Raw genomic sequence first — 24,498 nt, 5'->3', positions numbered from 1 at the left:
ACGCTACTTCGCCTTGCCGGCGGCGGCCGCATCGGCGTTGACCTGCTTCAGGGCCAGCATGCTCAGCTTCTCGTCGGTGGCCTTTTCCTCGGCCAGCGTTTCCTTGAGCAGCGCCAGCGCCTTGGTCTCGCCCAGTTGCTTGGCGAAAGTGCAAAGCGTGCCGTAGCTGGCAATTTCGTAATGCTCCACCTTCTGCGCGGCAGCGATCAGCGCCGCGTCGAGCACCGGCCCTGGTTCGATCTCGTCCATCACTTCCTTGCCTTCCTCGACCAGCCCCTCCATGGCGGCGCACTTCATGCGCTTGAGGCGCAGGTCCGAGCCTTCGACGATCTGGTCGATGCGCTCGACCTGTCCGCGCGTTTCCTCCAGATGGGCCGAGAACGCCTCGGCCAGCTTGGGATCGCTGGCCGAGCGCGCCATCTTGGGCAGCGCCTTGGTCAGCTGTTTCTCGGCGCTGTAGATATCCGATAGCTCGTGGATGAACAGTTCCTGCAGGGTTTTGCGAGTCATGGCTTGCTCCTGGAAAAGGCGGCCGCAGCCAACGTGCGGACCGCCGCTCCTTCAGCAACCGCCGTGCCGGCCGCGGGCGCGGAACGGATCTTGCTGCATGTCCCGTTTCCGGCTTGCCGCGCCGGCCGAAATTCCGCGCCGTGCCAGGCCCCGCGCAGGGCTGGCATCCACGCATGGGGTTCGGCGATTCAGGCGCGGCCGGCGTACTGGTCGACGGCGCCCGCCATCTCCTTGAGCGTCTGCTCCATCGATTTGCTGCCGTACGGGAAAAACACCGACTTGTCGCCGGCCGCCCAGCGGCGCTTGAGTTCCGGATCCGACAGGTCCCAGTCCGGCCGGATGTCGCGCGTCACCTCGCGCAACGCGTCGTGCAGCTCGGCGGTGGATGGACGGCCCCAGTAGTAATAGCCGTTCCAGATGCGCCGTATCTCGAGCCCCGACGCCAGCAGCAAGGTATGCGGAACCATGGGCTCGTGCTGCGGATCGGTGTATTCGAGGATGTCCAGGTCGTCGCGCACCCGCTTCTCCCCGTCGTAGAGGAACGGATAATGGGCGCCCAACTGCTGGCGCAGGTTGTTGGTGGTGTGCCAGTCATCGGTAGTAATGACCACCAGGCGGCAGTTGCCGACCACCAGTTGAGGATGAAAGCGCGTCAGGGTCTTGAGCTGCTCGCGGTCCTTGGGGCAGAAGAAGCCGCGGATCAGCACCAGCAGCATGGGGTCGTCGCCCTGCAGGGCCGACAACCGGCGCGGCGTCTTGGTGTGGTCGGGCAGGACGTAGTCGGCCAGACGGCGGCCGGCAGCGATTGCGGGGTTCATGGCGGTTCTCCCATCGATCCGGCCCCGGGACGGGACCGGTCTACGCGGGCGCGCAATCGCCATTCCCGCCGCGACACAGTGCGGCGGATTACCCCGCTTTGTATCAAATCTCTTCAATCCACGGCCGCTCGGACCCGTCTGGCGGCCGCCGCCAGGCCGTTCCAGTAGGAGCCGGCCCGCCCCGCGTGTAAACTGCACGGTTTTTGACTCTGCCGGTATGGTGCAAGTGCCACAGCGAACCGGTTTCAGCGGTCCGACGCTCGTACGCCTGCTTACGCGCCTGACCGAGGTCGATGCTCCGGAATCCCGACAGTCCCTCGCGGACCGGTTGAGCCACTGGCTCGGCTGGACCGACGCCATCGCGCTATCGGCGGCGCTCAACGGCGAACCGCCGGCCGTGCCGCGCGGCCAGTCCGCCGACGGCAGCGCCGAAGCCCAGGAATGCGAGCGCGTGCGCGCCACGCTGATCGAGGCCATTGCCGGCAAGGGCAGGAACGCGGCCGCGCGCAACCGCGCAACCGCGCGCGCGCCGGCCCGGCCCGCGCCGCGCGACGAGGACGTCGAATACACCGAGTATCGGCAGCGCTACCAGGCCTTGCAGCAGACGATGGAAAACACCATTGCCGTCCTGCGCGGCCGCCTGCGCGCCGCGCTGGCCGCCCGCGCGCCGGCGCACACGCGCCTGGCGGTGGTCGACGCCATCATGGAACGCTCGCTGGGCGCGCGCGAACGCACGCTGCTGGCCGCCGTGCCGACGCTGCTGGAACGCCACTTCGAGCGCCTGCGCCAGGCCGCGCTGGCCGGACCGCAAGAGGCCGGCGACGCGGCGCCGCCGCAGCCTGGCGCATGGCTGGCCACGTTCGGCCGCGACATGCGCAGCGTGCTGCTGGCCGAGCTCGATATTCGTTTACAACCGGTCGAAGGGCTGCTGGCAGCCCTTCGCGCCAGCTAACCAGAAACCCATGATCAGAACCCTCATCAACATTGCCGTTTTCCTGGCTGGCCTGGGCGCCGTCTGCTGGATCGGCGCCGGTTATGTCGGCTCCAACCCCCTGGGCCTGGCCATCACCGCCCTGGTGGGCATCATCTACCTGGCCGGCGCGCTCGAGCTCTACCGCTATCAGCGCGCCACCGCCACCCTGGACCATGCGCTGGCCGCCACCACCGAGCCGCCCGCCGACCTGGCGGCCTGGCTGGCGCCGCTGCATCCCAGCCTGCGCAATGCCACGCGGCTGCGCATCGCCGGCGAGCGGGTCGCCCTGCCCGGCCCCGCGCTGACGCCCTACCTGGTGGGCCTGCTGGTGCTGCTGGGCATGCTCGGCACCTTCCTGGGCATGGTGGCCACGCTGCGCGGCACCGGCATCGCGCTGGAAAGCGCCACCGACCTGCAAGCCATCCGCGCCTCGCTGGCCGCGCCGGTCAAGGGCCTGGGCTTTGCCTTCGGCACCTCGGTGGCGGGCGTGGCCGCCTCGGCCATGCTGGGGCTGCTGTCGGCGCTGTGCCGGCGCGAACGCATCCAGGCCGGCCAGGCGCTGGACGCGCGGATTGCCTCCACCTTGCGCCCGCATTCGCTGGCCCACCAGCGCGAAGCCAGCTTCCAGCTGCTGCAACGCCAGGCCGAGGGCATGCCGGCCCTGGTCGATCGCCTGCAGGCCATGCTGGCCGCCATGGCGCAGCACAGCCAGGCGGTCAACGACGGCCTGGCCCAGCAAAGCCGCCAGCTGACCGACGCCCTGACCCGCCAGAGCCAGACCCTGGCCGACACCCTGACGCGGCAAAGCGACACCCTGGCCGAACGCCTGGACCGCCAGAGCCAGACCCTGGCCAGCAGCCTGGACGAGCAAAGCCGGCGCCTGGGCGCCAGCCTGGGCGAGCAAAGCCAGACCCTGGCCGGCAGCCTGGAGCGGCAAAGCCAGACACTGGCCGCCAGCCTGGCCCGGCAAAGCGATACGCTCTCGGATACCGTGGCGCGGCAAAGCAGCACGCTCGCGCAGACCCTCACGCAACAGGGCGAGTCGCTGGCCGCCACCCTCACCGGACAGAACGCGTCGCTGGCCACCGCCCTGACGCAACAGGGCGAATCGCTGGCCAGCACCCTGGCGGGCGAAACGCGCGAACTGGCCGCCAGGCTGGACCAGCAGGGCCGGACCGTGGCCGACGCGCTCGGCCAGCACAGCCAGGCGATGGCCGAGCGGCTGGCCGCCGGCCAGGACGCCTTCCACGAGAAAGCCGCCCAAGCCTATACCGGCCTGGCGGCGTCGGTGCGGCAGACCCTCAACGACAGCGTCGCCGCCAGCGCCCAGGCCGCCGGCGCGGCCATCCAGCCCGCCGTGCAGGCAACGCTGGCCGGCCTGGCCAGCGAGACGGCCGCCTGGCGCGAAACCGTCGGGCAGGCCGTGCAACAGCAATTGGCCGAACTGTCGGGCCGCTTCGAAGCCAGCACCGCCGGCGTGGCCGGCATCTGGAACGACGCCCTGGCGCGGCACCAGCAGGCCAGCGAATCGCTGGCCGAATCGCTGCGCAGCGCGCAGCAGCATCTGGCGGCGCATTTCGAGCAGCGCTCGGCCGCCCTGCTCGACACCGTGGCGGCGCGCCTGCAAGGCGCCACCGACGAGGTGCGCGACGGCTGGCGCGACGCCGTGACGCGGCAGGAGCAGGCGGCCGCGGCGCTGGCCAGCCAGCAAGGCCAGACCGTGGCCGAGGCGGCCGGCGCCTTCGCGCGCCACACGGCCGAGCTGCTGCACGCGGTGGAACAATCGCAAACGCAACTGCAGGCCGAGCTGGCCGCGCGCGACGCGCAGCGCGAAAGCGCCTGGACCCACGCGCTGGAAGCCATGGCGGCGCAGTTGCGCTCCGCCTGGCAGGAAACCGGCGCACAGACGGCCGCGCAGCAGCGCGAAATCTGCGCCACGCTGGCGCAGACCGCCCAGGACATTTCCTCGCAGTCGCGCGAACACGCCACCCGCACCGTCGCCGAGATCGGCCAGCTGCTCGAAGCGGCCGCGCAGGCGCCGCGCGCCGCGGCCGACGTGGTGGCCGAATTGCGCCAGAAACTGGTCGACAGCATGGAACGCGACAACGCCATGCTGGAAGAGCGCAGCCGCCTGCTGGCGACGGTCGAGACGCTGCTGGGCGCGGTCAATCACGCCTCCAGCGAGCAGCGCGAGGCGATCGACGCCCTGGTGGCTTCGTCGGCCGACCTGCTCGAACGCGTGGGCGCGCGCTTTGCCGACAGCATAGAAAGCGGCGCCGGCCGGCTCGAAGCGGCCAGCGCGCAGGCCATTGCCAGCGCGGCCGACGTGGCCAGCCTGGGCGAGGCCTTCGGCGCCGCGGCGCAGGTGTTCGGCGCCGCCAACGACAGGCTGGCCGAGCAGCTGGGCCGCATCGAAACGGCGCTGGACAAATCGCTGGCGCGCAGCGATGAGCAACTGGCCTACTACGTGGCGCAGGCGCGCGAAGTGGTCGACCTCAGCGTCCTGTCGCAGAAGCAGATCCTCGAAGACCTGCAGCGCCTGGCGCAGCAGCCCGAGCCGGCCGGCGCCGAAGCCGCCGAAACGCCATGAACGAGCATCTCGACGCCGGCCCCGACGCCGCCGTGCCCACCTGGGCGGTGTTCGGCGATCTAATGTCGGTACTGCTGGGCGCCTTCGTGCTGATCCTGGTGGGCGTGGTCGGCATGCAGATCGAACTGTCCACCCGGCTGGAGGCGGAAGTCGAGCAGCGCCAGGCCGAAACGCAGCGCCGCGAGGCGCTCGAGCAGGCCCTGGCCGCGCCGCTGGCCGCCGGCCGCGTGACGCTGGTCGACGGCCGGATCGGCATCAGCGGCAACGTGCTGTTCGCCCTGAACTCCGACCAGCTGCAACCCGAGGGCCGCGAAATATTGGCCAGCCTGGTCGCGCCGCTGTCGGCCTATCTGCGCGCCCACGACGAAATCCTGATGGTCAGCGGCTTCACGGACGACCAGCAGGTGCACCAGGGCAATCGCCGCTACGCCGACAACTGGGAGCTGTCCGCGCAACGCGCCCTGACCGTCACGCGCGCGCTGATCGACGCCGGCATCCCGGCCGCCTCGGTCTTCGCCGCCGCGTTCGGCGCCGAGCAGCCGGTGGCCTCGAACGCCGACGAGACCGGCCGGGCGCAGAACCGGCGCGTCGAGATCGCCCCCATCCCACGCCAATCGGCCGACAAGGTGCCAGCCCGTGACTGACGACGCCGCGCGCCAGGCCCAGGCCCGGCTCGACGCCTGGCGCGAGCGCGGCGGCGAGCAGGCCGACCCGCTGCGCTTTCATTACCTGCAGGCGCTGGCGCGCCGCGCCGCCGGCCACGAGGGCCAGGCGCGCCAGCTGCTGGACGAACGCCTGGCCGGCCTGATGGCCGCCTGCCCCGAGACCGCGGCGGCCGCGCCGCCGGCCGGGCCGGACCCGGCGCGCGCGCCCGGCCCGCTAGGCCAGCTGTGCGCGCAGATCGCAGTGGCCGCGCCGGCGCGGCCCGCCTATCCGGAACTGCCTCTGCTCGACGAGTTCCGCCAGGCCTGGACCCGCCTGAGCACCGACCGGCAACTGCGCCAGTCGGAGCAGTTGGTGCCCGAGAATGCCGGCCCGCTGAACTCCAGCCATCTGGCGCACCGCTCGCTGGCGCTGATGCAAGGGCTTTCGCCCGGCTACCTGCAGCAGTTCCTGTCGTACGTCGACGCGCTGGGCTGGCTGGAGCAACTCACCGCCAACGCCGCACCCGCGGCGCGCGACACCGCCCGCGCCACGCCGCGCAAGACCGCGCGCGCCCGCTCGCGCTAGGCGCGCCGCGCCTGCGGCGCTATTCGGCTGCCGGCCGGCGCACCACGCGCACCACGCCACGATCGCCGCCGCCGCAGAAAAAGCGCTGCGCGCCGTCGGACTCCAATCCCGACAGCCCCGCGCCGGCGGGCATCTCCAGCACCTGCAGGACCTCGCCGGTGGCGGGGTCGACGCGCCGCAGGTCGGCCGTTCCATCTTCCCAGGTGCCATGCCACAGCTGCGCGTCCACCCAGGTCACGCCGGTGACATAGCGGTCCGATTGCAGCGTGCGCAGGATGGCGCCGGTGGCCGGATCGAGCTGCAGGATCTGGCGCGGCTGGTACTGCCCCACCCACAGCATGCCCTCGGCCCAGGCCAGGCCCGAGTTGCAGCCGCCCGGCGGCGCCGCGATGGTGCCCAGCACGCGCCCGCTGGCCGGGTCGATCTTCTGGATCACGTCGCCGGCGATCTGGAACAGGTGCCGGCCGTCGAAGGCGGTGCCGGCCTGCGCCGGCACATCGATGCGGCGCGCCACCTCGCCGCTTTCCGGCTCCAGCGCGGCCAGGCTGTCGCCGACGGCGAACCAGACGTGGCGCCCGTCATAGGTCAGGCCGTGCACCTGTTCGACGCCCGCGAACGGGCCGTATTCGCGGACGATATGGGCGGGGGATCGCTTCATGGCTGGCTCCGGAGAAAGTTGGATACGGCCTCATGCTAGAACGCCGGCAAGGCGGTGCACAGCAACAAGTTTGTCGCGAATGCCGCGGCTGGCGCGGCCACCCAGCGGCGCGTGCGCCCCCGCCCCAGGGCCTGCGCGCGTCCGGCCGCGGCCAGCGCCTGCAGGGCCCGCTGCACCGAGCGCTGGCTGGCATCGAGCGCCAGGGCCAGCGCCGAACTCGACCACGCCTGCCCGTCGGCCAGCAAGGCCAGCACCGCCGCATGCGGCGTTTGCACCGGTTGCGCCAGCACCGCCACCTGGCGCGCCCCGTCCGGCGCCAGCACATAGCCGCGGCCGATGGCCCGCGGCGCCGCCATGCCGCTCAGCGCCGCGCGCAGGCGCCCGATTTCCACCCGCAGGCGCGCGCGGTGCGACTCGTCCGGCACGCGCGTGCGGAACACCTGGTCGATCAAGGCCTCGCGGGCCACCTCGCCCGGCCACGCCTCGGCCAGCGCCCGCGCCAGCGCGAACAGCACCGGACGGCGGGACAGCACGGCCCGCGCGGCGCCCGCGCACACCACATAACGGCAGGCGTCGACCACCAGCACCGGCCCGGCCAGCAAGGCCTCGACCTCGTCCAGGCGCGCCGGCCGCTCGCCGCCGCGCGACCGCACCTGCGCCACCGGCGCATCCAGCAGGCTGGCCGCCCGCGCGACTTCGGCGGCCAGCGGCGCAATGGCGGCATGGCGGGCGGCCTGGGCCGCGCGCGCCAGCGCCGCCCGCGCCGCCCCCGCCCGCAACTGGCGCATCGCCAGGCCGGCGGCCAGCAAGTCGTGGATGGCGCGCAGGTCGTGCGGCAGGAAGGGGCGCTCCAGGCGCTCGAGCCACTCGGCCGCCCGTTCCAGCTCGCCCACGAGCAGCAGGCGCCGCACCTCCAGGTACTGCGCGTAGGCCGCGTTGCGCCAGTCGCCGTGCGCTGCCAGCGTGCGTTGCGCGGCCCGCAGCGCGGCGCCGGGCCAGGCCAGGTCGCGCGCTGCCAGCGCGATCTCGCCTTCGGCCAGCGCGCAGCGCGCCCGGGCCACGGCATTGCCCGGCCCGAAGGCGCGCGCGGCGCGGCGCACCAGCGCGCGCGCCCGGTCGAAATCGCCCAGCTGCGCCAGCGCGATGCCGCGCAGGGCCAGCGCCGGCGCGTCGTCGCGCAAGGCCACCTGGTTCAGCGCCGCCAGCGCATCGCCCAGGGCCAGCGCGCGCGCCGCGGCGGCGATACCCTCGTCCATGGACACCTCGTCACTATTCAGATTTATCTGACAGATATATAGTCAAATTCTGACATTACCTCACAGCAATAACTGATGCACACTGCCATTCATCATAGATAGGAGCAGCAGGACGACATGAAAGACGGGCTATACACGGCGCCTCAGCGCGATATGCAGTTTGCGCTCTACGACGTGCTGGACATCGAAGGCGAACTGGCCAGGCGCGCGGCCCCCATGGCCATCGACCGCGAGACGCTGGACCAGGTCATCGAGGGCGCGGACCGCCTGTGCCACGGCGTGCTGGCGCCGCTGAACGCCAGCGGCGACCGCGCCGGCTGCCGCCTGGAAGGCCACGAAGTGCGCACTCCCGCCGGATTCGTCGAGGCCTATCGCGCCTATGCCGAAGGCGGCTGGTCGGGCCTGTGCGCCAGCCCAGACCATGGCGACCAGGGCCTGCCGACCGTCGCCTCGGCCATCGTCGGCGAAATGCTGGGCGCGACCAACATCTCGTTCGCGCTCTACCCGCGCCTGTCCGAGGGCGCCTACCGCTGCATCCGCGCCAACGCCAGCGCGGCGCTGCAGGCGATCTACGCGCCCCGGCTGGCCAGCGGCGAATGGACCGGCACCATGTGCCTGACCGAATCGCAGGCCGGCACCGACCTGGGACTGCTGCGCACCCGGGCCGAACCGGACGGCGACGGCGCCTACCGCATCAGCGGCAGCAAGATGTTCATCTCCTCGGGCGAGCACGACCTGGCCTCCAACATCGTGCACATGGTGCTGGCCCGCCTGCCCGACGCCCCGGCCGGCACGCGCGGGATTTCGCTGTTCGTGGTGCCCAAGCGCCTGCCCGACGCGCAGGGCGAGCCCGGCGAGCGCAACGGCGTCTATTGCGACGCCATCGAACACAAGCTGGGCCTGCACGCCAACGCCACCTGCGTGCTGCGCTTCGAGAACGCCCGCGGCTACCTGGTGGGCGAACCCAACAAGGGCCTGGCCGCCATGTTCGTCATGATGAACTCGGCGCGCCTGGGCACCGGCGCGCAGGCGCTGGGCCTGACCGAGACGGCCCTGCAGAAATCGCTGGCCTATGCCGCCGAACGCCTGCAATCGCGCGCGCCCGGCCACGAGAAGGCCATCACGCGCGCCGACCCCATCATCCTACAGCCCGACGTGCGCCGCATGCTGCTGACCCAGCAGGCCTGGGCGCAGGGCGCCCGCATGTTCCTCTACTGGCTGGCGCTGCAGATCGACACCGAGCTGCACGCCGCCGACCCGGCCGAGCGCGACCGCGCCGGCGGCCTGCTCAGCCTGCTCACCCCGGTGGCCAAGGCCTTCGTGTCCGACAACGCGGTGGAGTCGGTGAACCTGGCGGTGCAGGTCCACGGCGGCAGCGGCTATATCGTCGAATCCGGCATCGAGAAGACCCTGCGCGACGTGCGCATCCTGCCCATCTACGAAGGCACCAACGGCGTGCAGGCGCACGACCTGCTGGCGCGCAAGGTGCTGGCCGACCAGGGCGCGCGCCTGAGCCAGCTGCTGGCGATGGCGCAGGCGCAGGCGCAGGCCGCCGCGGTGAGCGCCGTCGAAGGCGGCGCGCGCTTCGGCCAGCCGCTGCGCGAGCTGGCCGGCCAGGTGGCCGACGCCGTGCCGCGCCTGGCCGAACTGGCCGCGCGCGACCCCGCCCAGGTGGGCGCCTCGTCCACCGACTTCCTGCGCCTGGTCGGACATCTGGTATACGGCTACTTCTGGAGCCGGGCCGCGCAAACCGCGCTGACCCGGTTGCCGGAGGACGACCCCTTGCGGGCCGAAAAGCTGGCCACGGCGCGTTTCTACTTCGAGCACCTGTTTCCCGAGACCGAAATGCGCCTGCGGCGGCTGTTCGTGCCCGCCGACTGCCTGACAACCCCTTGCGCGCTGGCCGCCTGAAGCCCGCGCGCCGCCCCGAAGAGCATATGGAGATACCCCGATACTGGGTCCGCGCCGACCTGTCCACGGCCGAGCGCATCCGGCAGTTCGAAGCCGTGCCGCTGCACGAACGCGGGCTGCCGGACAGCACCTACGCCTTCCTGGCGCGCGGCTGCCGCCAGGCGCCGCGCGCCACGGCCATCCGCTACCTGCCCGACCCGGCCGCCTGCCACGAGCGCGAGGACATCGATTTCGGCCGCCTGCTCGAACGCGTGCACCAGACCGCCAACCTGATCCACGCCGAGGGCGTGGGCCCGCGCGAGGTGGTCAGCCTGCTGCTGCCGAACACGCCGCAGGGCCAGTACGCGCTGTGGGGCGGCCAGGCCGCGGCCATCGTCAACCCGATCAACTGGATGCTCGAACCCGAGGCGATCGCCGCCATCGTGCGCGCGGCGGACGCCCGCATGCTGATGGCCTACGGCGGCGACGCGCAGCTCGACATCTGGGACAAGGTCCTGCGCGTGGCCGAACTGTGCCCGCAGCTGCGCACCATCGTGCGGCTGGGCGGCTCGCGCGCCGGCGCCGCGCCGGCCGGCCGGCGCTTCCTGGACTACGACGCGGTGATCGACGGCTACCGCGCCGACGCGCTGGATTTCGCGCGCGCCATCGGGCCGCATGACCTCGCCGCGCTGTTTCCGACCGGCGGCACCACCGGCGATCCCAAGCTGGTGCGCCACAGCCACTGGAACGAAGTGGTCAGCGCCTGGCTCAGCGCCGCGGTGGCCGGCATCGTCGAGGGCGAAAGCCGCCTGTCGGCCACGCCCCTCTACCACGTGGTGGGCGCGTTCGCCGGCTCGCTGGCCACGCTGGCGCGCGGCGGCACGCTGGTGCTGGCCACCTCGGTGGGCTGGAAGCACCCGCAGCTGCTGGCGCGCATCTGGGAAGTGGTGCAGGCCTGCCAGGTCAATTACCTGACCATCGTGCCGACCATCATGAATCAGCTGGTGCAGATGCCCATCGGCGGCCACGACATCTCGTGCGTCAAGGGCGTGCTGTCGGGTTCGGCTCCCTTGTCCGAGAACGTGGCGCGGCGCTTCCTGGCGCTGACCGGCCTGCCGGTGCGCGAAGGCTACGGCATGACCGAGACCACCTCGGTCTGCATGATGAATCCGCGCGGCGGACCGGTGAAGACCGGCTCGGTGGGCCTGCTGTTCCCGTACCACCGCGCGCGCGTGGCGCGCCTGGAACCGGGCGCCGCGCCGCGCGACTGCGCGCCGAGCGAGACCGGCGTGCTGGCGCTGCAAGGCCCCACCGTGTTCGACGGCTACGCGGCCGGCGCGCAAGGCGGATTCCTGGAGCCGGGCTGGCTGGATACGGGCGATGTCGCGCGCATCGACGCCGATGGCTACATCTGGATCGCCGGACGCACCAAGGACCTGATCATCCGCGGCGGCCACAACATCGACCCCAAGGCGGTCGAGGAAGCGTTCTACCGCCATCCGCAGGTACTGGAGGCAGCCGTGGTGGCGCGCCCCGATGGCTACGCCGGCGAAGTGCCGGTGGCCTATGTGCAGCTGGTCGACGGCGCCGACCTCGACGCGGCCCGGCTGCTGGCCGAGGTGCGTCCGGACATCGCCGAGCGCGCCGCCGTGCCCAAGGACTGCTACCTCATGGCCGCGCTGCCCAAGTCGCCGGTGGGCAAGATCCTCAAGCACCGGCTGCGCGAAGACGCCATGCTGCGCGGCTTCGAAAAGGCGCTGCGCGGCGCCGGCATCGAAACCGGCTATGCGCTGGCGCTGGCCGACGGCCCGGCCGTGCGCATCCGCCTGCTCGTACCCGGCCTGGCGCCGCAACAGGTGCGCGACGCCCTGGCCACGTTCACCATCCCGTATTTCATCGAGACGGCCGACCCGGCCGCAGTGTAGGAGATCGCCATGTCTTATGAGTTCATCCGCGTCGAGCATCTCGGCCCGGTCTGCCGCATCTACCTGAACCGCCCCGAAGTGCGCAACGCCCAGAGCCGCTCGCTGCTGCGCGAGCTGGACGACGCCGTGCGCGCGGCCGAAGCCGACGACGCCGTGCGCGTGCTCATCATCGGCGCGGTCGGCGACCACTTCTCGGCCGGCCACGACCTGAAATCGGCCCGCGTCGAGCGCCCCAACCCCACCGTGGAAGAACGCTGGGAGTACGAGGAAGAACACTTCCTCGAATACTGCCTGCGCATCCACGACCTGAAAAAGCCCACCATCGCCCAGGTCCAGGGCGCCTGCATCGCCGGCGGCTACATGGTCGCCAACATGTGCGACCTGATCGTCTGCGCCGACAACGCCTTCTTCTCGGACCCGGTAGCGCACTCGATGGGCACCGCCAGCCTGGAGGTGCTGATCCATCCCTGGGTGATGGGCATGCGCAAGGCCAAGGAACTGATCTTCACCGGCGCGCGCCTGCCCGCCGCCGAGGCGCTGCAGATCGGCATGATCAACCGCGTGGTGCCGCTGGCCGAACTGGAGCAGGCCACGCTGGAGCTGGCCAACACCATCGCCGCCGCCCCGCCCTACGGCCTGCGCTTCACCAAGCGCTCGCTGAACCGCACCTGGGACGCGCAGGGCTTTCGCGCCGCCGTCCAGGCCCACTTCGACGTGCACCAGCTCTCGCACGTCACCGAGGAATTCCAGGCCCACCTCAAGCGCGGGCTGGACTCCACCATCAAGCGCGCCAAGGCCGTATCCTGAGCCTCGCCCGGAGACAGACATGGAAGCAATCAAGCAAGCCGGCGAGGTGCACCTGGAGCGCGACGGCCCGCTGTGCATCATCACGGTCGACAACGCCGCCAAGAAGAACGCCTTCTCGCCGGAGATGATGGACCAGCTGGCCCGGCACCTGACCGCCTTCGAGGAAGACGACAGCCTGTGGGTGGCGGTGCTGTGCGCCGCCGGCGAGCACACCACCGCCGGCCTGGACATGCCGAAATTCTTCGGCCCCGACGCCACCGCCAAGCCGCGCCCGGACGCCTGGGTCGACCCGTTCGGCCTGAAGCGGCGCACCACCAAGCCGGTCATCGCCGTCGTGCAGGGCATTACTTTCACCATCGGCATCGAGATCATGCTGGCGTGCGACATCGTGGTGGCGGCCGACACGGCGCGCTTCGGCCAGCTCGAATCGCGCCGCGGCATCGCGCCGCTGGGCGGCGCGCATTTCCGCTACCTGACCCGCACCGGCTGGGGCAACGCCATGTACCACCTGTTCCTGTGCGAGGAGTTCGGCGCCCAGCGGGCGCTGGAGCTGGGCTTCGTGCAGGAGGTGGTGCCCTACGGCCAGCATATCGAGCGCGCGCTCGACCTGGCGCGGCGCATCTGCCGCAATGCGCCGCTGGGCATCCGCGCCACCAAGCAGGCCGCGCTGGCGTACCTGGAAGGCGGCGAGCAGGCCGCCATCGCCTGCATTCCGGAAATCCGCGCCAAGGTGTTCGCCTCCGAGGACTTCAAGGAAGGCATCCAGTCCTTCATCGAGCGTCGCGACGCGCGCTTCCAGGGCCGCTAGCCGCCCGGCGCGGGAATCTCCACGGTCAGCACGGTGCCCCCTTCGGGCGCCGCGCCGACCGACAGCGTGCCGCCCAGGCGGCGCGCCCGCTCGCGCATGCCCAGCAGGCCGTAGGCGCCCGGACGCCGGTCATCGCCCGACAGCCCCACGCCGTTGTCGCGCACCGACAGCACCAGCGTCGCCGCGTCGCGGCCCAGCCGCACCTGTACCTCGCTGGCCTGCGCGTGCTTGGCCACGTTGGTCATGCTTTCCTGGAAGATGCGGTACAGGTGCCCCATGGCCTCCATGTCCAGCCCCAGTTCGCCGGTCTCGCCGGCGTAGCGGCACGCGATCCCGTAGCGCGCCTCGAACTGCCGCAGGTGGTTGGCGATGGCCGCCGCCAGGCCCAGGTGCGGCAGCGCGCTGGGATGCAGGTCTTCGGAAATCTGCCGCACCGTGGCGATGGTGTCCTGCACCAGGCCCAGGCACTCGCCCACCACGCCTTCGAGCTGCGCGCGCCGCTCGTCCTGGCCCGGCCCGCCCAGCGTCCGGTCGATATGGCGCGCCAGGCGCGACATGTCGAACTTCAGCGCCGACAGCATGCCGCCGACCGCATCGTGCAGTTCCATGGCGATGCGCTGGCGCTCCGCCTCGCGCACCGACTCGATATGGCTGACCAGTTCGGACAGCGCCGCCCGCGACTGCTGCAGCTCCTCCTGCCGGCGCAGGCGCAGCGTGGCGTCGATGCCCACGCCGATGACGGCCGGCTGGCCGCGGAAGTCGATCAGCCGGCCATGGATCTCGATCGCCACCGGCTGCCCGTCGGGCCGCTGGACGTGCACCATGAAGGTGGCATCCTTGTCGCCGCCGGTCAGGCGCCGCTCGTACTGCTGCAGCAGCGACTCGCGCTGCTGCGGCGGCGCCACCCTGGCCAGCGGCCGGCCGATCAGCTTCTCGCGCGGCACGCCGCACATGCGCGCGAACGCCTCGTTCACATACACCAGGTGGGCGTTCTGCAGCAGATAGATGCCGGCCACCGACTGCTCGATCAACCCCTCGAACAGCAAGCGATAATTGGCATCATCCTGATCCAGGGGCCAGCGAAAATCATGCATGGACGTCGGTGCAATGTAAGAAAACGATGACAAATAAATCGGGTAAATCTGATAGATAAATCATCATGTCGCTCTTTACACTGTCCGCACACTAAATAACCCCTACGTTGCATGTCAATCGGCGGGGCATGGACCAGGGTAACGGGAGACCTACTGTGCAAAGACGTTCCTTCATCAAACTGGGCGGCGCCGCCACCGTGGCCGCCGGCGCGGCCGCGCTGGGCCTGCCTTCGGCCGCGCGCGCCGCCGATGCCTTTCCGGCCAAGCCGATCCGCGTGCTGGTGGGCTTCTCGGCCGGCGGCGTGACCGACATCGTGGTGCGCGCGCTGGCCGAAAGCGCCTCGAACATTTTCGGCCAGCCCATCATCGTCGAGAACAAGCTGGGCGCCGGCGGCGTCATGCCGGCCTACCAGCTGCAGACCGCCGCGCCCGACGGCTACACGGTGGGGCTGATCGCGCACAGCGTGTTCCGCCTGCCCTACATCGCCAACATCAAGTGGAACCCCGTCACCGACCTGGACTACGTCATCCGCCTGACCGGCTTCACCTGGGGCCTGGTGGTGGCGGCCGACTCGCCCATCAAGACCTTCGACGACTACGTCGCCTACGCCCGCCAGAACCCGGGCAAGCTGACCTACGGCACGGTGGGCAGCCTGACCACGCAGCACCTGACCATGGAGCAGATTTCGGCCAGCCTGGGCATCCAGCTCAGCAACATCCCCTACAAGGGCGTGGCCGAGGCCCTGCCCGCCCTGATGGGCGGACACATCATGTCGGTGGCGGACGCCTCGTCGTGGGTGCCCTACGTCACTTCCGGCAAGATGCGCCTGCTGGTGGTGTGGACCGAAAAACGCGTGCCGCGCTTTCCCGACGTGCCGACGCTGCGCGAGGTGGGCATCGACATGGTGCAGACCTCGCCCTGGGGGCTGGCCGCGCCCAAGGGCACGCCGCAGCCGGTCATCGACAAGCTGTACCAGGCCTTCTCCCAGGTGATGGGCGAGCAGGCGATCATCGAGAAGATCGAGCAGACGAAGTCCATGCCCATGCACATGACGCCGGCCCAGACCAAGGCCTATATCGATGCCGAAGCCGAGCGCTTCCGCCGCATCATCGTCGAGCGCAAGATCACGTTCAACTGACATGGACATCCGCGACATCAAGCCGGCCGGCCCGACATGGCTGGACGTGGTCGGCCGGCACGCCGCCGCCACGCCCGAGCGGACCGCCCTGGGCCTGGACGGCCACACCCTCAGCTACAGCCGGCTGCTGGCCGTCGTCGACGAGGCGGCGGCGCTGCTGGCGCGGCTGGGCGTGCGGCGCGGCGACCGCGTCGCCCTGCTCTCGCCGCCCAGGCCCGAGGCCATCATCACATTCCTGGCCTGCACCAGGCTGGGCGCGGTCTGGCTGGCCCTCAATCCCAAGTACAAGGCCCCGGAGATCCACTACATCCTCGACCACGCGCGGCCCACGCTGCTGATGTCGGTGCGCGAGTTCGACAATACCGAGTATGTCCAGACGGTCGAGCAGGTGGTCGCCGGCATCGGACGCGACAGCGGCCACGCCATTGCCACGGTGTTCTTCGACCGCGAACAGCCGACGCACGACAGCCTGTTCGCCGCGCTGCGGGGGGCCGCGCAGGAGCGCGGCGGCGACGCGGCCCTGCCCGGACCGGCAGCGGCGCAACCCGGCCAGGCCTGCATGCTGGTGTACACCTCGGGCTCGACCGGGCGTCCCAAGGGCGTGCTGCTGGCGGAGTTCGCCTCGCTGTTTCGCGCCACGGTGCAGAAAGACTATTTCGCCACCAGCCGGCCGCCCTGCATCCTGAATTTCTCGCCCATCAACCACGTGGGCGGCATGCAGTTCCGCTCGCTGGTCCAGCTGGCCGCCGGCGGCACCATCCATTTCCAGGAACGCTTCCAGCCCGGCGAGACCCTGGCGCTGATCCGCCGCCACCGCATCAACATGCTCATGCTCGGCCCCACCATGCTGAACATGCTGATGGCGCACCCGGATTTCGACGTCGACATCTTCCAGCAGCTGGAGTGGTACATCTCGGCCGGCGCGGCCCTGCCCGTGCCCGCCCTGAAGCTGCTGGCGGCCAACTGCCCGCGGGTAGGCTCGGTGTACGGCTCGACCGAGTCCTGCTCGACCGTGACCTATGCCAGCCTGGACGACTCGTTCGACGCGGTCGCCTACAGCATCGGACGCCCCATCCCCGGCGACGAAATGCGCGTGGCCGATGCGCAGGGCGAGCCGGCCGGCCCCGGCATCGAAGGCGAACTGCAGATCTGCAGGCGCTATTGCATGGTGGGCTACCTGAACGACCCGGCCGCCACGCGCGCCGCCTTCACCGAGGACGGCTGGTACAGGACCGGCGACCTGGCCACCCTGCTGCCCGACGGCAGCTTCAAGCTGGCCGGGCGCATCAAGGAGATGTTCAAGTCGGGCGGCTACAACGTCTATCCGCGCGAAGTCGAGCTTGCCCTGGAATCGCACCCCGAGGTGAAGATGGCCGCCGTGGTGGCGGTGGACGATCCGATGTTCCAGCAGGTCGGCCACGCCTACGTGCTGGTCGAGCCGCGCACCGCGCTGACCGCCGGCCAGTTGACCGCCTGGAGCAAGGAACGGCTGGCCAACTACAAGGTGCCCAAGCGCATCGAGCTGCGCACCGCGCTGCCGATGCTGGCCATCGGCAAGGTGGACAAGGTCGCGCTCCAGGCGGCGGCCGCCCGGGACGCCGCCGTCGCGGCGGCCGGCTGAGCACCATTGCAACGCATGCGCGCAATCGCGCGAAGGAACCACGCATGAACCAAGCAGTAAGCATACGCCGCGATGGCGCAACCGCCATCGTCACGCTGGACCGCAAGCAGAACAGGAACGCGCTGTCGCAGGCCGTGATGGCCGAACTGACCGAAGTCGCCGAGGGATTGCGCGGCGAGCGCGACATCAGCACGGTCATCCTGGCGGGCACCCAGGAGATCTTCTCGGCCGGCGTCGACCTGAAGGACCCGGCCCGCTGGGAAATCGACGCCGGCGATATCGAGGGGATCCGCATGGCCTCCGAACGCGGCGCCCGGATGTGCCGCGCCTGGGAGAGCATCCCCCAGCTCACCATCGCGGCGGTCGAAGGCCTGAACGTCGGCGGCGGCATCGCCCTGACGCTGTGCTGCGACTGGCGCATCCATTCGGAAACCGCCCGCCTGCGCCTGCCCGAGGCGCAGATCGGCATCCCCCTGAGCTGGCAGACCGTCCCGCGCCTGGTCAACCTGGTGGGACCGGCCAAGGCCAAGCAATTGATCCTGCGCGGCAAGGAGCTCGACAGCCAGACCGCGCTGGAGCTGGGGCTGGTGGACCTGGTCGTGCCGCCCGGAACCGCGCTGGACGCGGCGCTCGAGGTCGCCCGGGACGTCAACCGCAACCCCCGGCTGGTGATCACCATGACCAAGCAGAGCATCAACAGCTACGCCAACGCCCTGGCGTACCTGTCCACGCACATGGACGTCGACCAGGCGGTGCTGTGCGGCATGAGCGCGGTCGCGGTGCAGGCGCGCCGGCAGTTCTCCGCGCCCGCGGCCTAGGTGTGATGTCTCAATAGGTTGTTCATCCAGGCCGGACCTGGGATGCTGTGGTTACCACGCCATCGCAACTCAGGGCAGGACACTGGATGAACAACCATAAGCATGCGCGATTGACCCGCCTAGGTCGAGCCCTTCTTGTTAACAGGGTGATGCAACAGAACTGGACGATGAGGCAGGCCAGCCAGGCGGCAGGGGTGAGCCTGCGCACCGGTTACAAGTGGCTTGCCCGCTTCCGAAGCGAAGGTCTGGACGGCCTGCTTGACCGCAGTTCTCGCCCGCACCGCAGCCCGAAGGCCTGTGCGCCCGAGCAGGTTGAGCACTTCGCCCAGCAGCGCCGCCAGCGTCTGCCGCTGTGGCGCATCGCGCGTGAAGCCGGCCGCAGCCTGGCCACCGTGGCGCGGTATATGGAACGCATCGGCCTGAGTCGACTCGCCTCGCTGGAGCCGCCGGCGCCGGTGCGCCGCTATGAACGCGCCAGCCCAGGCGAGCTGCTGCACATCGACACCAAGCGGCTGGGCCGCATCCGGGGCGTGGGCCATCGCATCACCGGCGATCGGGCCCAGAACCGCAACCGCGGCATTGGCTGGGACGCTGTGCACCTGGCCATCGATGACTTCTCGCGCGTGTCCTTTGCTCGCATCCTCGACGATGAGGGCGGCGATCAGTGCGCTGAGTTCCTGCGCCAAGCCACCGCCTACTACGCCAGTCTGGGCGTGCGCATCGACCGCGTGATGACCGACAACGGCAGCGGCTACGTCTCCAGGACCTTTCGGGCGGTGTGCGTGGAGCTGGGAATCCGTCACATCCGCACCCGCCCCTACACCCCCAAGACCAACGGCAAGGCCGAGCGCCTCGTGCAGACCTGCTTACGGGAGTGGGCATACGCCAGGCCCTACACGAGCTCAGCCGAACGACAGGCTGCCTTGCAGCCCTTCATTGACCGCTACAACTGGTGTCGGCCACACTCCGCTCTCGGACATCAGCCACCCATCACGCGTATCCCAGATGTGAATAACCTATTGAGAATCGACACCTAGGGCGCGGCCCGGCGGCGGCCCCGGGGCCGCCGTCGCCCCGTCCCCCGATCCGCCGGCCATGCATTGACCCGCCCGGGTGATCTCAGTAAGCTGAAACCCGATTCGTACCCGAGGCCCGCCATGTCTGGGCGCGGCTCCCGGCAAGCGAAGCAAGGCGCGCAAGCCGTTCACCTGGCCTGCGCCGCGAAAAAGATCGGGGGAATGGCTCATGGGCGCCGAAAAAGGGCCAATGAACGTGCGGGCACTCGAAGCCTTCCGCGCCGTCATGCGCACGGGCTCGATGACCGGCGCAGCGCGCATCATCCACACGACCCAGCCGAACATCAGCCGCCTGGTTTCCATGCTGGAGGCCGAGCTCGACCTGAAGCTGTTCATCCGCGAAGGCAACAAGCTGCACGTTACCGACGAAGGCGCCGCCTTCTTCAAGGAGGTCGAGCAGCATTACGCCGGGTTGCGCGCGCTCAAGGACGCGGCCCGCACCATCAAGCAGCTCGGCGGCGGCAGGCTGCACATCGCCGTCGCGCCGGCGCTCAGCCACGGGTTCCTGGCCAGCGCCGTGACCGCGTTCACGCAGCGCCACCCCCGCGTCACGCTGTCCATACGCACCTGTAACTCGTACATGGTCGAACAGCTGGTGAACTCCCAGCTGTGCGACCTGGGCCTGGCCGCGTTCATCGGGCACGTCACCGAGCCCGGCCTGGAGACCGAACGCATCGCCAGCATCCGCGGCGTGTGCCTGCTGCCCCAGGCCCACCGGCTGGCCTCGCGCGACGTGATCCACGCGCGCGACCTGGAGGGCGAGCCGTTCGTCTCGATCGCGCGCCAGAACGGCAGCCGCGAACACGTGGACAGCCTGTTCGAAAAGGCCAAGGTCACGCGCAAAATCGAGGTCGAGGCCGAGAACGCGTCCACCATCTGCCATCTGGTGGCGCAGGGCCTGGGCGTGAGCGTGCTGAACGCCGTCATCGCCGAGGACTTCCGCTGCCACGGCCTGGTGGTCAGGGAGTTCCGCCCGGCCATCCATTTCCCCATCACCCTGCTTCGATCCAGCCACCGGCCCCGCAGCCTGCTGGTGGCCGCCTTCATCGATTGCCTGGGCGCAGTGCTCAACTAGCGCTTCACGCCCTCGCAGCTCGCCGTCTGCGACTGACGTCTCGCCTGGCCGCAAAGCCGCGCCGCCTGCATATAAATAATTTATGGCGGCTGCGTTTTTTTTGATTTGACGCTGCGCGGGGCGTGAAACACCATAGGACACAAGAACGAGCAGGCCGGCGCCTGGCGATCAGCCAGTGCCGGAAGACGTGGTAGTTGACTTTCAGGTAGTACCCGGCAGCCGGGGCGGCCCTTGCGCCCCCCCGGCACGGACGCACACTGGACAGGACAAACATCATGGATACGGCAACCCGGCGCACCTTCCTGAAACGATCGGCCGGCATCGGCCTGGCTGCCATCGGCGGCAGCTACCTGCGCATCGGCCACACGGCCGACGATCACATCTATGTCACCAGCTCGGGCGGCTCGTTCCTGGAGAACGTGCGCAAGCACATGGCCGAGCCCTTCGAGAAGCAGTCCGGGGTGAAGGTGACCCTGGTGCCGGGCACCAACCCGGCCCACGCGCTCAAGATCCTGTCGAGCCGCGGCACGCCTCCCTATGACGTGGCGGCCTTCGGCGGCAACGACATGTACCGGCTGATACGGGCGAAGAAGCTGGCGCAGGTCGACGAGAAAAGCGTGCCCAGCCTGGCTGACGTGCCCGAAAAATTCAAGGCCGACTGGGAAGGCTGCGGGTCGCTGTACGACTACAGCAGCGTCGGCATCGCCTACCGGCCGGACAAGATCCAGGGCGGCGTCAAGTCCTGGAAGGAGTTCGTCGAGCGCACCGTCGCGGGCGAGTTCGGCAAGCAGGTTTTCTTCAACAACCTCAGCTCCAATGTGCGCGGCGCCGAAGTGCTGTCCATGTTCGGCAAGATCTACGGCAGCGGATACGGCGACATCGAGGCGTCCATCGCCACGCTGGAACGGATGAAGCCGCACATCTTCAAGTTCTTCACGGCGTTCAATGATCCGGTCGTGCTGCTGACCAGCGGCGAGGGCGCCATCGGCCCCGGCTGGGACGGACGCACCTTCATCGCCGAGGATTCGACCAAGGGCATGGTCAAGTGGGTCGACCCCACCGAAGGCGCGGTCTCCAGCGGCCCGGTCATGGCCGTGGTGAAGGGAGGCAAGGAGGACCTGGCCAAGGCCTTCATGAACTACGCCCTGGGCGAGGAGGCGCAGAAGGCATTCTGCGAGGCCATGTACTACGGCGCGGTGAACCGCAAGGTGCAATACAGCGAAAAGCTCAAGCATCGCCTGCCCAGCATCGACTCCGTCCAGCTCGTCGACACCGCACTGCTGATCAAGAACATGAGCGCCCTGCTGGACCTGTGGAACAAGCGCATCGCCAGCTGAGGCCCGCCTGAGCCCGCGGGGCCGCCCCGCCAACGCGAACCACGTATTTCGTCCGCCCTGCGCCGCGCGCGCAACGGCCGTGGAGTGTCGAACCATGAAGCAACGCGTGCTGTTCCTGTCGCCGGCATTGCTGTTCATTACCCTGCTGCTGTTCGTGCCGTTCCTGTACCTGCTGTACCTCAGCTTCATGGACCAGGACTACCTGTACGGCGGGCCGGGCCTGCCCGGCTTCGGCAACTACGTCGAGGCGTTCAGCAACCCGATCTACTGGGAAAGCATCCTCAACACCTTTCGCATCGGCGCCACCGTGACCGTGGCCACCCTGGTCATCGGCTTTCCCATCGCCTACATCATCTCGGTATCCGGCAAGGCCCTGGCCACCACGCTGACCGTCGTGACCGTGCTGCCGCTGTTCGTCAGCGTCGTGGTGCGCGGCTTCGGCTGGATCATCGTGTTCGGCCGCGAGGGCCCGCTCAACGCGCTGCTGCTGTGGACCGGCCTGGTCAGCCAGCCCATCCAGGTGCTGTACACCGAGTCCGCCGTCATCATCGCGCTCACGCACCTGCTGCTGCCGTTCATGATCCTGCCGGTGCTGGCCAGCCTGCGGGCCATCGACAAGAGCATCATCGACGCCGCGATGGTGCTCGGGTCGCGGCGCCGCGACGTGTTCCTGCACGTCATCATTCCGCTCTGCGCTCCCGGGTTCGTGGTCGGATCGCTGCTGGTCTTCCTGCATGTGCTGGCGACCTTCGTCCTGCCCGCGATGCTCGGCTCGATCAACATCAAGATGATCGCGACCCTGATCTACCAGCAGGTGATGATCGTCGGCAACGTCCCGGCCGGCGCCGCCCTGGCCGTCATCCTGTTCGTCTTCACCATGCTGATCTTCGGCCTGATCGGCGCGCTCAGGAACCGCCTGAATTTCGATTCCAGCCCCGTCGAAGCGGGCCAGGCCCGATGAAAAAAGCCCTCAGCGCGCTGTACATCGTCTTCATGTGCAGCCCCTTGCTCATCGTGATCGGCGCGGCCTTCGAGCCGCAGGAGATCCTGAGGTTTCCGCCCCACGGGGTATCGCTGACCTGGTTCGGCCGGGTCCTGCAGGATCCGGCGTTCCTCGATGCGGCGACCAACAGCCTGATCGTCGGCGTGCTGGCGACCGTGCTGTCGGTGGCGCTGGGCCTGCTTTCGGCCTATGCGCTGGCCCGCGGCAGCGGCCGCTACCGCGAGACCATCCTGGGCCTGCTGCTCTCGCCGCTGGTGATCCCGGAACTGGTGATCGGCCTGGCGCTGCTGCAGATGCTGACGCTGATGAACCTCGCCACCGACCTGCTCACCCTGGTGCTGGCCCACACGGTCATCTGCCTGCCCTACACGGTACGGCTGCTCTACAACGGCGTGAACGCGATCAACGAGAGCCTGGAGAACGCCTCGCTGCTGCTGGGAGCCAGCCGGGGCGGCACCATCATCCGGGTGACCCTGCCGCTGATGAAGAACTCCATCGTGGCGGCCGCGCTGTTCGCGTTCCTGACCAGCTTCGACAACACCGTCATATCGCTGTTCCTGGTCGACGCCTCGACCATGACCCTGCCCATCACCATCTACAACTACGTCGAATTCAGCCTGGATCCGGCGATCGCCGCCCTGTCGACCATCCTGATCCTGCTGTCCTGCGTGGTGGTTTCCATCATCAGCAGAGTCTCCGGCCTGGACAACATGGGACCAAGAAAATGAAGGCACGCCAAGACTACTCGATCGAGCTCAGGGACCTGACACTGGCCTACGGCGAGCGCGACATCATCCGCGGCCTGAACCTCGACGTGCGGCGCGGCGAGATCCTGTCGCTGCTGGGCCCCAGCGGCTGCGGCAAGACCACCACGCTGCACGCCATCGCCGGGCTCATCGTGCCGCGCAAGGGCTCGGTCGTCATCGACGGCGTGGACCAGACCGACGTTGCGATCAACCGGCGCAACGTCGGCATGGTGTTCCAGGGGTACGCGCTGTTTCCCCACATGACGGTGTTCGACAACGTCTCGTACGGCCTGCGCATCAAGTCCGTTGCCAAGGCCGAGGTCCGCGAACGCACGATGCGCGCCCTCGCCCTGGTCGGCATGGAACAGTACGCGCAGCGCAAGCCCAGGCAGCTTTCCGGCGGCCAGCAGCAACGGGTGGCCATCGCGCGCACCATGGTGATGGAGCCGCGTGTGCTGCTGCTGGACGAGCCCCTGTCCAACCTGGACGCGAAGCTGCGGCACGAGATCCGCGGCGACCTCAAGCGCATCCTGCGCGAGCTTTCCATTACCTCGGTGTTCGTCACGCACGACCAGGAAGAGGCGATGTTCCTGTCCGACCGGATCGTGCTGATGAAGGACGGCGCCATCGCCCAGCTGTCCTCCCCGCGCGAGATCTACAACAACCCGGCCAACTCGTTCGCCGCCGCCTTCCTGGGCAACACGAACTTCATCGCCGCCACCCTGCTCAGCCAGACGCCGGACCACACCGGCTGCGAAGTCAGCGCCACCGAAACCGGCCAGGTGCTGAAGGGGCGCTCGGCCCTGCGTTTCGACGCGCAGCAGCCGGGCTTCCTGTCCGTCAAGCATGACCGGGTCAGCTACACCCTGTCCCACGAGGAGTTTCTCGCGCTGCGCGACCGCCCGGGCATTTCCACCATGCAATGCCGCGTCGCGGATGTGCATTTCCTGGGGCATGTGACCAAGGTCGAATGCCAGGCGGGCGACCAGACCATGACGGTGCTGCGCTCGTCGGCCTGCGTGCCGCCGGACCTGGCCGCCGGCGCCGCCATCTACCTCTATTGGCCCGAGGAAGAAAGCCTCGTGCTGTCCTTGTGAACCGCCAAGCCGCACGCCGCCTGCGTG

General features: G+C 69.5%; 22 protein-coding genes. 17 read left to right on the top strand and 5 right to left on the bottom strand.

From position 1 onward, the window contains the following. Positions 1-3 precede the first annotated feature (3 nt). Both LK409_RS02480 and LK409_RS02475 read right to left on the bottom strand, forming a co-directional pair. Positions 4-510 (bottom strand): YciE/YciF ferroxidase family protein, encoded by a 507-nt coding sequence (locus LK409_RS02480; protein WP_010926051.1) that lies wholly within the window; start codon positions 508-510, stop codon positions 4-6. A gap of 188 nt (positions 511-698) precedes the next feature. Further along, positions 699-1,328, bottom strand: coding sequence for a peroxiredoxin-like family protein (locus tag LK409_RS02475; RefSeq protein WP_010927756.1), 630 nt, complete (start codon positions 1,326-1,328; stop codon positions 699-701). Between the two features lie 217 nt (positions 1,329-1,545). Here LK409_RS02475 and LK409_RS02470 point away from each other — a divergent pair, with 217 nt between their 5' ends. Genes LK409_RS02470 through LK409_RS02455 form a run of 4 tightly spaced genes read left to right on the top strand, consistent with a single transcriptional unit; the run spans position 1,546 to position 6,121 of the window. Continuing rightward, positions 1,546-2,280, top strand: a complete 735-nt coding sequence (locus LK409_RS02470) for a DUF3348 domain-containing protein (RefSeq protein ID WP_010927755.1) — start codon at positions 1,546-1,548, stop codon at positions 2,278-2,280. 10 nt (positions 2,281-2,290) lie between these two features. Continuing rightward, positions 2,291-4,891: a DUF802 domain-containing protein gene (locus LK409_RS02465; protein WP_010927754.1), complete on the top strand. Its 2,601-nt coding sequence runs from the start codon at positions 2,291-2,293 to the stop codon at positions 4,889-4,891. Beyond that, positions 4,888-5,535, top strand: a complete 648-nt coding sequence (locus LK409_RS02460; RefSeq protein WP_003808940.1) for an OmpA family protein — start codon at positions 4,888-4,890, stop codon at positions 5,533-5,535. The genes LK409_RS02465 and LK409_RS02460 overlap by 4 nt, the downstream gene beginning before the upstream one ends. Further along, the gene (locus LK409_RS02455; protein ID WP_010927753.1) at positions 5,528-6,121 is read left to right on the top strand and encodes a DUF2894 domain-containing protein; all 594 of its coding nucleotides are present in this window, start codon (positions 5,528-5,530) and stop codon (positions 6,119-6,121) included. Before LK409_RS02460 ends, LK409_RS02455 begins: the two co-directional genes overlap by 8 nt. 19 nt (positions 6,122-6,140) lie before the next feature. Here LK409_RS02455 and LK409_RS02450 read toward each other — a convergent pair whose 3' ends face one another. Together LK409_RS02450 and LK409_RS02445 are read right to left on the bottom strand one after the other, a co-directional pair. Further along, complete coding sequence (locus LK409_RS02450) at positions 6,141-6,779, bottom strand: Vgb family protein (protein ID WP_010927752.1); 639 nt, start codon at positions 6,777-6,779, stop codon at positions 6,141-6,143. Positions 6,780-6,814: 35 nt separating this feature from the next. Next, positions 6,815-8,035: a helix-turn-helix domain-containing protein gene (locus LK409_RS02445; RefSeq protein ID WP_010927751.1), complete on the bottom strand. Its 1,221-nt coding sequence runs from the start codon at positions 8,033-8,035 to the stop codon at positions 6,815-6,817. A gap of 117 nt (positions 8,036-8,152) precedes the next feature. Between LK409_RS02445 and LK409_RS02440 the strand changes: the two genes are divergently transcribed. Genes LK409_RS02440 through LK409_RS02425 form a run of 4 tightly spaced genes read left to right on the top strand, consistent with a single transcriptional unit; the run spans position 8,153 to position 13,465 of the window. Beyond that, on the top strand, positions 8,153-9,946 hold the full coding sequence (locus tag LK409_RS02440) for an acyl-CoA dehydrogenase C-terminal domain-containing protein (RefSeq protein ID WP_010927750.1): 1,794 nt from the start codon (positions 8,153-8,155) through the stop codon (positions 9,944-9,946). Positions 9,947-9,972: 26 nt separating this feature from the next. Next, positions 9,973-11,850, top strand: coding sequence for an acyl-CoA synthetase (locus tag LK409_RS02435; RefSeq protein ID WP_010927749.1), 1,878 nt, complete (start codon positions 9,973-9,975; stop codon positions 11,848-11,850). 9 nt (positions 11,851-11,859) lie between these two features. Continuing rightward, on the top strand, positions 11,860-12,657 hold the full coding sequence (locus LK409_RS02430; protein WP_003808929.1) for an enoyl-CoA hydratase: 798 nt from the start codon (positions 11,860-11,862) through the stop codon (positions 12,655-12,657). A 19-nt stretch (positions 12,658-12,676) separates the two neighbouring features. Continuing rightward, on the top strand, positions 12,677-13,465 hold the full coding sequence (locus tag LK409_RS02425) for a crotonase/enoyl-CoA hydratase family protein (RefSeq protein ID WP_010927748.1): 789 nt from the start codon (positions 12,677-12,679) through the stop codon (positions 13,463-13,465). Here LK409_RS02425 and LK409_RS02420 read toward each other — a convergent pair. Continuing rightward, on the bottom strand, positions 13,462-14,559 hold the full coding sequence (locus LK409_RS02420) for a PAS domain-containing sensor histidine kinase (RefSeq protein ID WP_003808922.1): 1,098 nt from the start codon (positions 14,557-14,559) through the stop codon (positions 13,462-13,464). The genes LK409_RS02425 and LK409_RS02420 overlap by 4 nt on opposite strands. Positions 14,560-14,714: 155 nt before the next feature. On the opposite strand from LK409_RS02420, the gene LK409_RS02415 reads away from it, so the two are divergent. The 9 genes from LK409_RS02415 to LK409_RS02375 all read left to right on the top strand — a co-directional run bounded on the left by LK409_RS02415 (position 14,715) and on the right by LK409_RS02375 (position 24,471). Beyond that, on the top strand, positions 14,715-15,698 hold the full coding sequence (locus LK409_RS02415) for a tripartite tricarboxylate transporter substrate binding protein (RefSeq protein ID WP_010927747.1): 984 nt from the start codon (positions 14,715-14,717) through the stop codon (positions 15,696-15,698). A gap of 1 nt (position 15,699) precedes the next feature. Beyond that, on the top strand, positions 15,700-17,319 hold the full coding sequence (locus LK409_RS02410; protein WP_010927746.1) for a class I adenylate-forming enzyme family protein: 1,620 nt from the start codon (positions 15,700-15,702) through the stop codon (positions 17,317-17,319). A gap of 44 nt (positions 17,320-17,363) precedes the next feature. Further along, complete coding sequence (locus LK409_RS02405; RefSeq protein ID WP_010927745.1) at positions 17,364-18,137, top strand: enoyl-CoA hydratase/isomerase family protein; 774 nt, start codon at positions 17,364-17,366, stop codon at positions 18,135-18,137. 86 nt (positions 18,138-18,223) lie between these two features. After that, entirely contained in the window at positions 18,224-19,174 is a 951-nt protein-coding gene (locus LK409_RS02400) for an IS481 family transposase (RefSeq protein ID WP_010927744.1), read from the top strand. Positions 19,175-19,403: 229 nt separating this feature from the next. After that, positions 19,404-20,288 carry a LysR substrate-binding domain-containing protein gene (locus tag LK409_RS02395; RefSeq protein ID WP_010927743.1) on the top strand — a complete coding sequence of 295 codons (885 nt, stop codon included), beginning with the start codon at positions 19,404-19,406 and terminating at the stop codon, positions 20,286-20,288. A 275-nt stretch (positions 20,289-20,563) separates the two neighbouring features. Further along, positions 20,564-21,625 carry an ABC transporter substrate-binding protein gene (locus LK409_RS02390; protein WP_003818837.1) on the top strand — a complete coding sequence of 354 codons (1,062 nt, stop codon included), beginning with the start codon at positions 20,564-20,566 and terminating at the stop codon, positions 21,623-21,625. A 94-nt stretch (positions 21,626-21,719) separates the two neighbouring features. Beyond that, positions 21,720-22,586 (top strand): ABC transporter permease, encoded by an 867-nt coding sequence (locus LK409_RS02385; protein ID WP_010927742.1) that lies wholly within the window; start codon positions 21,720-21,722, stop codon positions 22,584-22,586. Next, positions 22,583-23,356 carry an ABC transporter permease gene (locus LK409_RS02380; protein WP_010927741.1) on the top strand — a complete coding sequence of 258 codons (774 nt, stop codon included), beginning with the start codon at positions 22,583-22,585 and terminating at the stop codon, positions 23,354-23,356. The genes LK409_RS02385 and LK409_RS02380 overlap by 4 nt, the downstream gene beginning before the upstream one ends. Further along, the gene (locus LK409_RS02375) at positions 23,353-24,471 is read left to right on the top strand and encodes an ABC transporter ATP-binding protein (RefSeq protein WP_010927740.1); all 1,119 of its coding nucleotides are present in this window, start codon (positions 23,353-23,355) and stop codon (positions 24,469-24,471) included. The genes LK409_RS02380 and LK409_RS02375 overlap by 4 nt, the downstream gene beginning before the upstream one ends. Positions 24,472-24,498 lie beyond the last annotated feature (27 nt).

The organism is Bordetella parapertussis, from assembly GCF_020735925.1.
Classification (GTDB): Bacteria; Pseudomonadota; Gammaproteobacteria; order Burkholderiales; family Burkholderiaceae_B; genus Bordetella; species Bordetella pertussis.
The sequence above is the reverse complement of the archived record's forward strand: the minus strand, read 5'-3'. Positions and strand labels throughout refer to the sequence as shown.

Coding starts and splice junctions, on each gene's coding strand:
- LK409_RS02480 (WP_010926051.1), bottom strand. CDS start 510: ATGACTCGCAAAACCCTGCAGGAACTGTTCATCCACGAGCTATCGGAT.
- LK409_RS02450 (WP_010927752.1), bottom strand. CDS start 6,779: ATGAAGCGATCCCCCGCCCATATCGTCCGCGAATACGGCCCGTTCGCG.
- LK409_RS02475 (WP_010927756.1), bottom strand. CDS start 1,328: ATGAACCCCGCAATCGCTGCCGGCCGCCGTCTGGCCGACTACGTCCTG.
- LK409_RS02375 (WP_010927740.1), top strand. CDS start 23,353: ATGAAGGCACGCCAAGACTACTCGATCGAGCTCAGGGACCTGACACTG.
- LK409_RS02420 (WP_003808922.1), bottom strand. CDS start 14,559: ATGCATGATTTTCGCTGGCCCCTGGATCAGGATGATGCCAATTATCGC.
- LK409_RS02410 (WP_010927746.1), top strand. CDS start 15,700: ATGGACATCCGCGACATCAAGCCGGCCGGCCCGACATGGCTGGACGTG.
- LK409_RS02425 (WP_010927748.1), top strand. CDS start 12,677: ATGGAAGCAATCAAGCAAGCCGGCGAGGTGCACCTGGAGCGCGACGGC.
- LK409_RS02445 (WP_010927751.1), bottom strand. CDS start 8,035: ATGGACGAGGGTATCGCCGCCGCGGCGCGCGCGCTGGCCCTGGGCGAT.
- LK409_RS02390 (WP_003818837.1), top strand. CDS start 20,564: ATGGATACGGCAACCCGGCGCACCTTCCTGAAACGATCGGCCGGCATC.
- LK409_RS02385 (WP_010927742.1), top strand. CDS start 21,720: ATGAAGCAACGCGTGCTGTTCCTGTCGCCGGCATTGCTGTTCATTACC.
- LK409_RS02465 (WP_010927754.1), top strand. CDS start 2,291: ATGATCAGAACCCTCATCAACATTGCCGTTTTCCTGGCTGGCCTGGGC.
- LK409_RS02460 (WP_003808940.1), top strand. CDS start 4,888: ATGAACGAGCATCTCGACGCCGGCCCCGACGCCGCCGTGCCCACCTGG.
- LK409_RS02470 (WP_010927755.1), top strand. CDS start 1,546: ATGGTGCAAGTGCCACAGCGAACCGGTTTCAGCGGTCCGACGCTCGTA.
- LK409_RS02380 (WP_010927741.1), top strand. CDS start 22,583: ATGAAAAAAGCCCTCAGCGCGCTGTACATCGTCTTCATGTGCAGCCCC.
- LK409_RS02395 (WP_010927743.1), top strand. CDS start 19,404: ATGAACGTGCGGGCACTCGAAGCCTTCCGCGCCGTCATGCGCACGGGC.
- LK409_RS02430 (WP_003808929.1), top strand. CDS start 11,860: ATGTCTTATGAGTTCATCCGCGTCGAGCATCTCGGCCCGGTCTGCCGC.
- LK409_RS02400 (WP_010927744.1), top strand. CDS start 18,224: ATGAACAACCATAAGCATGCGCGATTGACCCGCCTAGGTCGAGCCCTT.
- LK409_RS02435 (WP_010927749.1), top strand. CDS start 9,973: ATGGAGATACCCCGATACTGGGTCCGCGCCGACCTGTCCACGGCCGAG.
- LK409_RS02440 (WP_010927750.1), top strand. CDS start 8,153: ATGAAAGACGGGCTATACACGGCGCCTCAGCGCGATATGCAGTTTGCG.
- LK409_RS02405 (WP_010927745.1), top strand. CDS start 17,364: ATGAACCAAGCAGTAAGCATACGCCGCGATGGCGCAACCGCCATCGTC.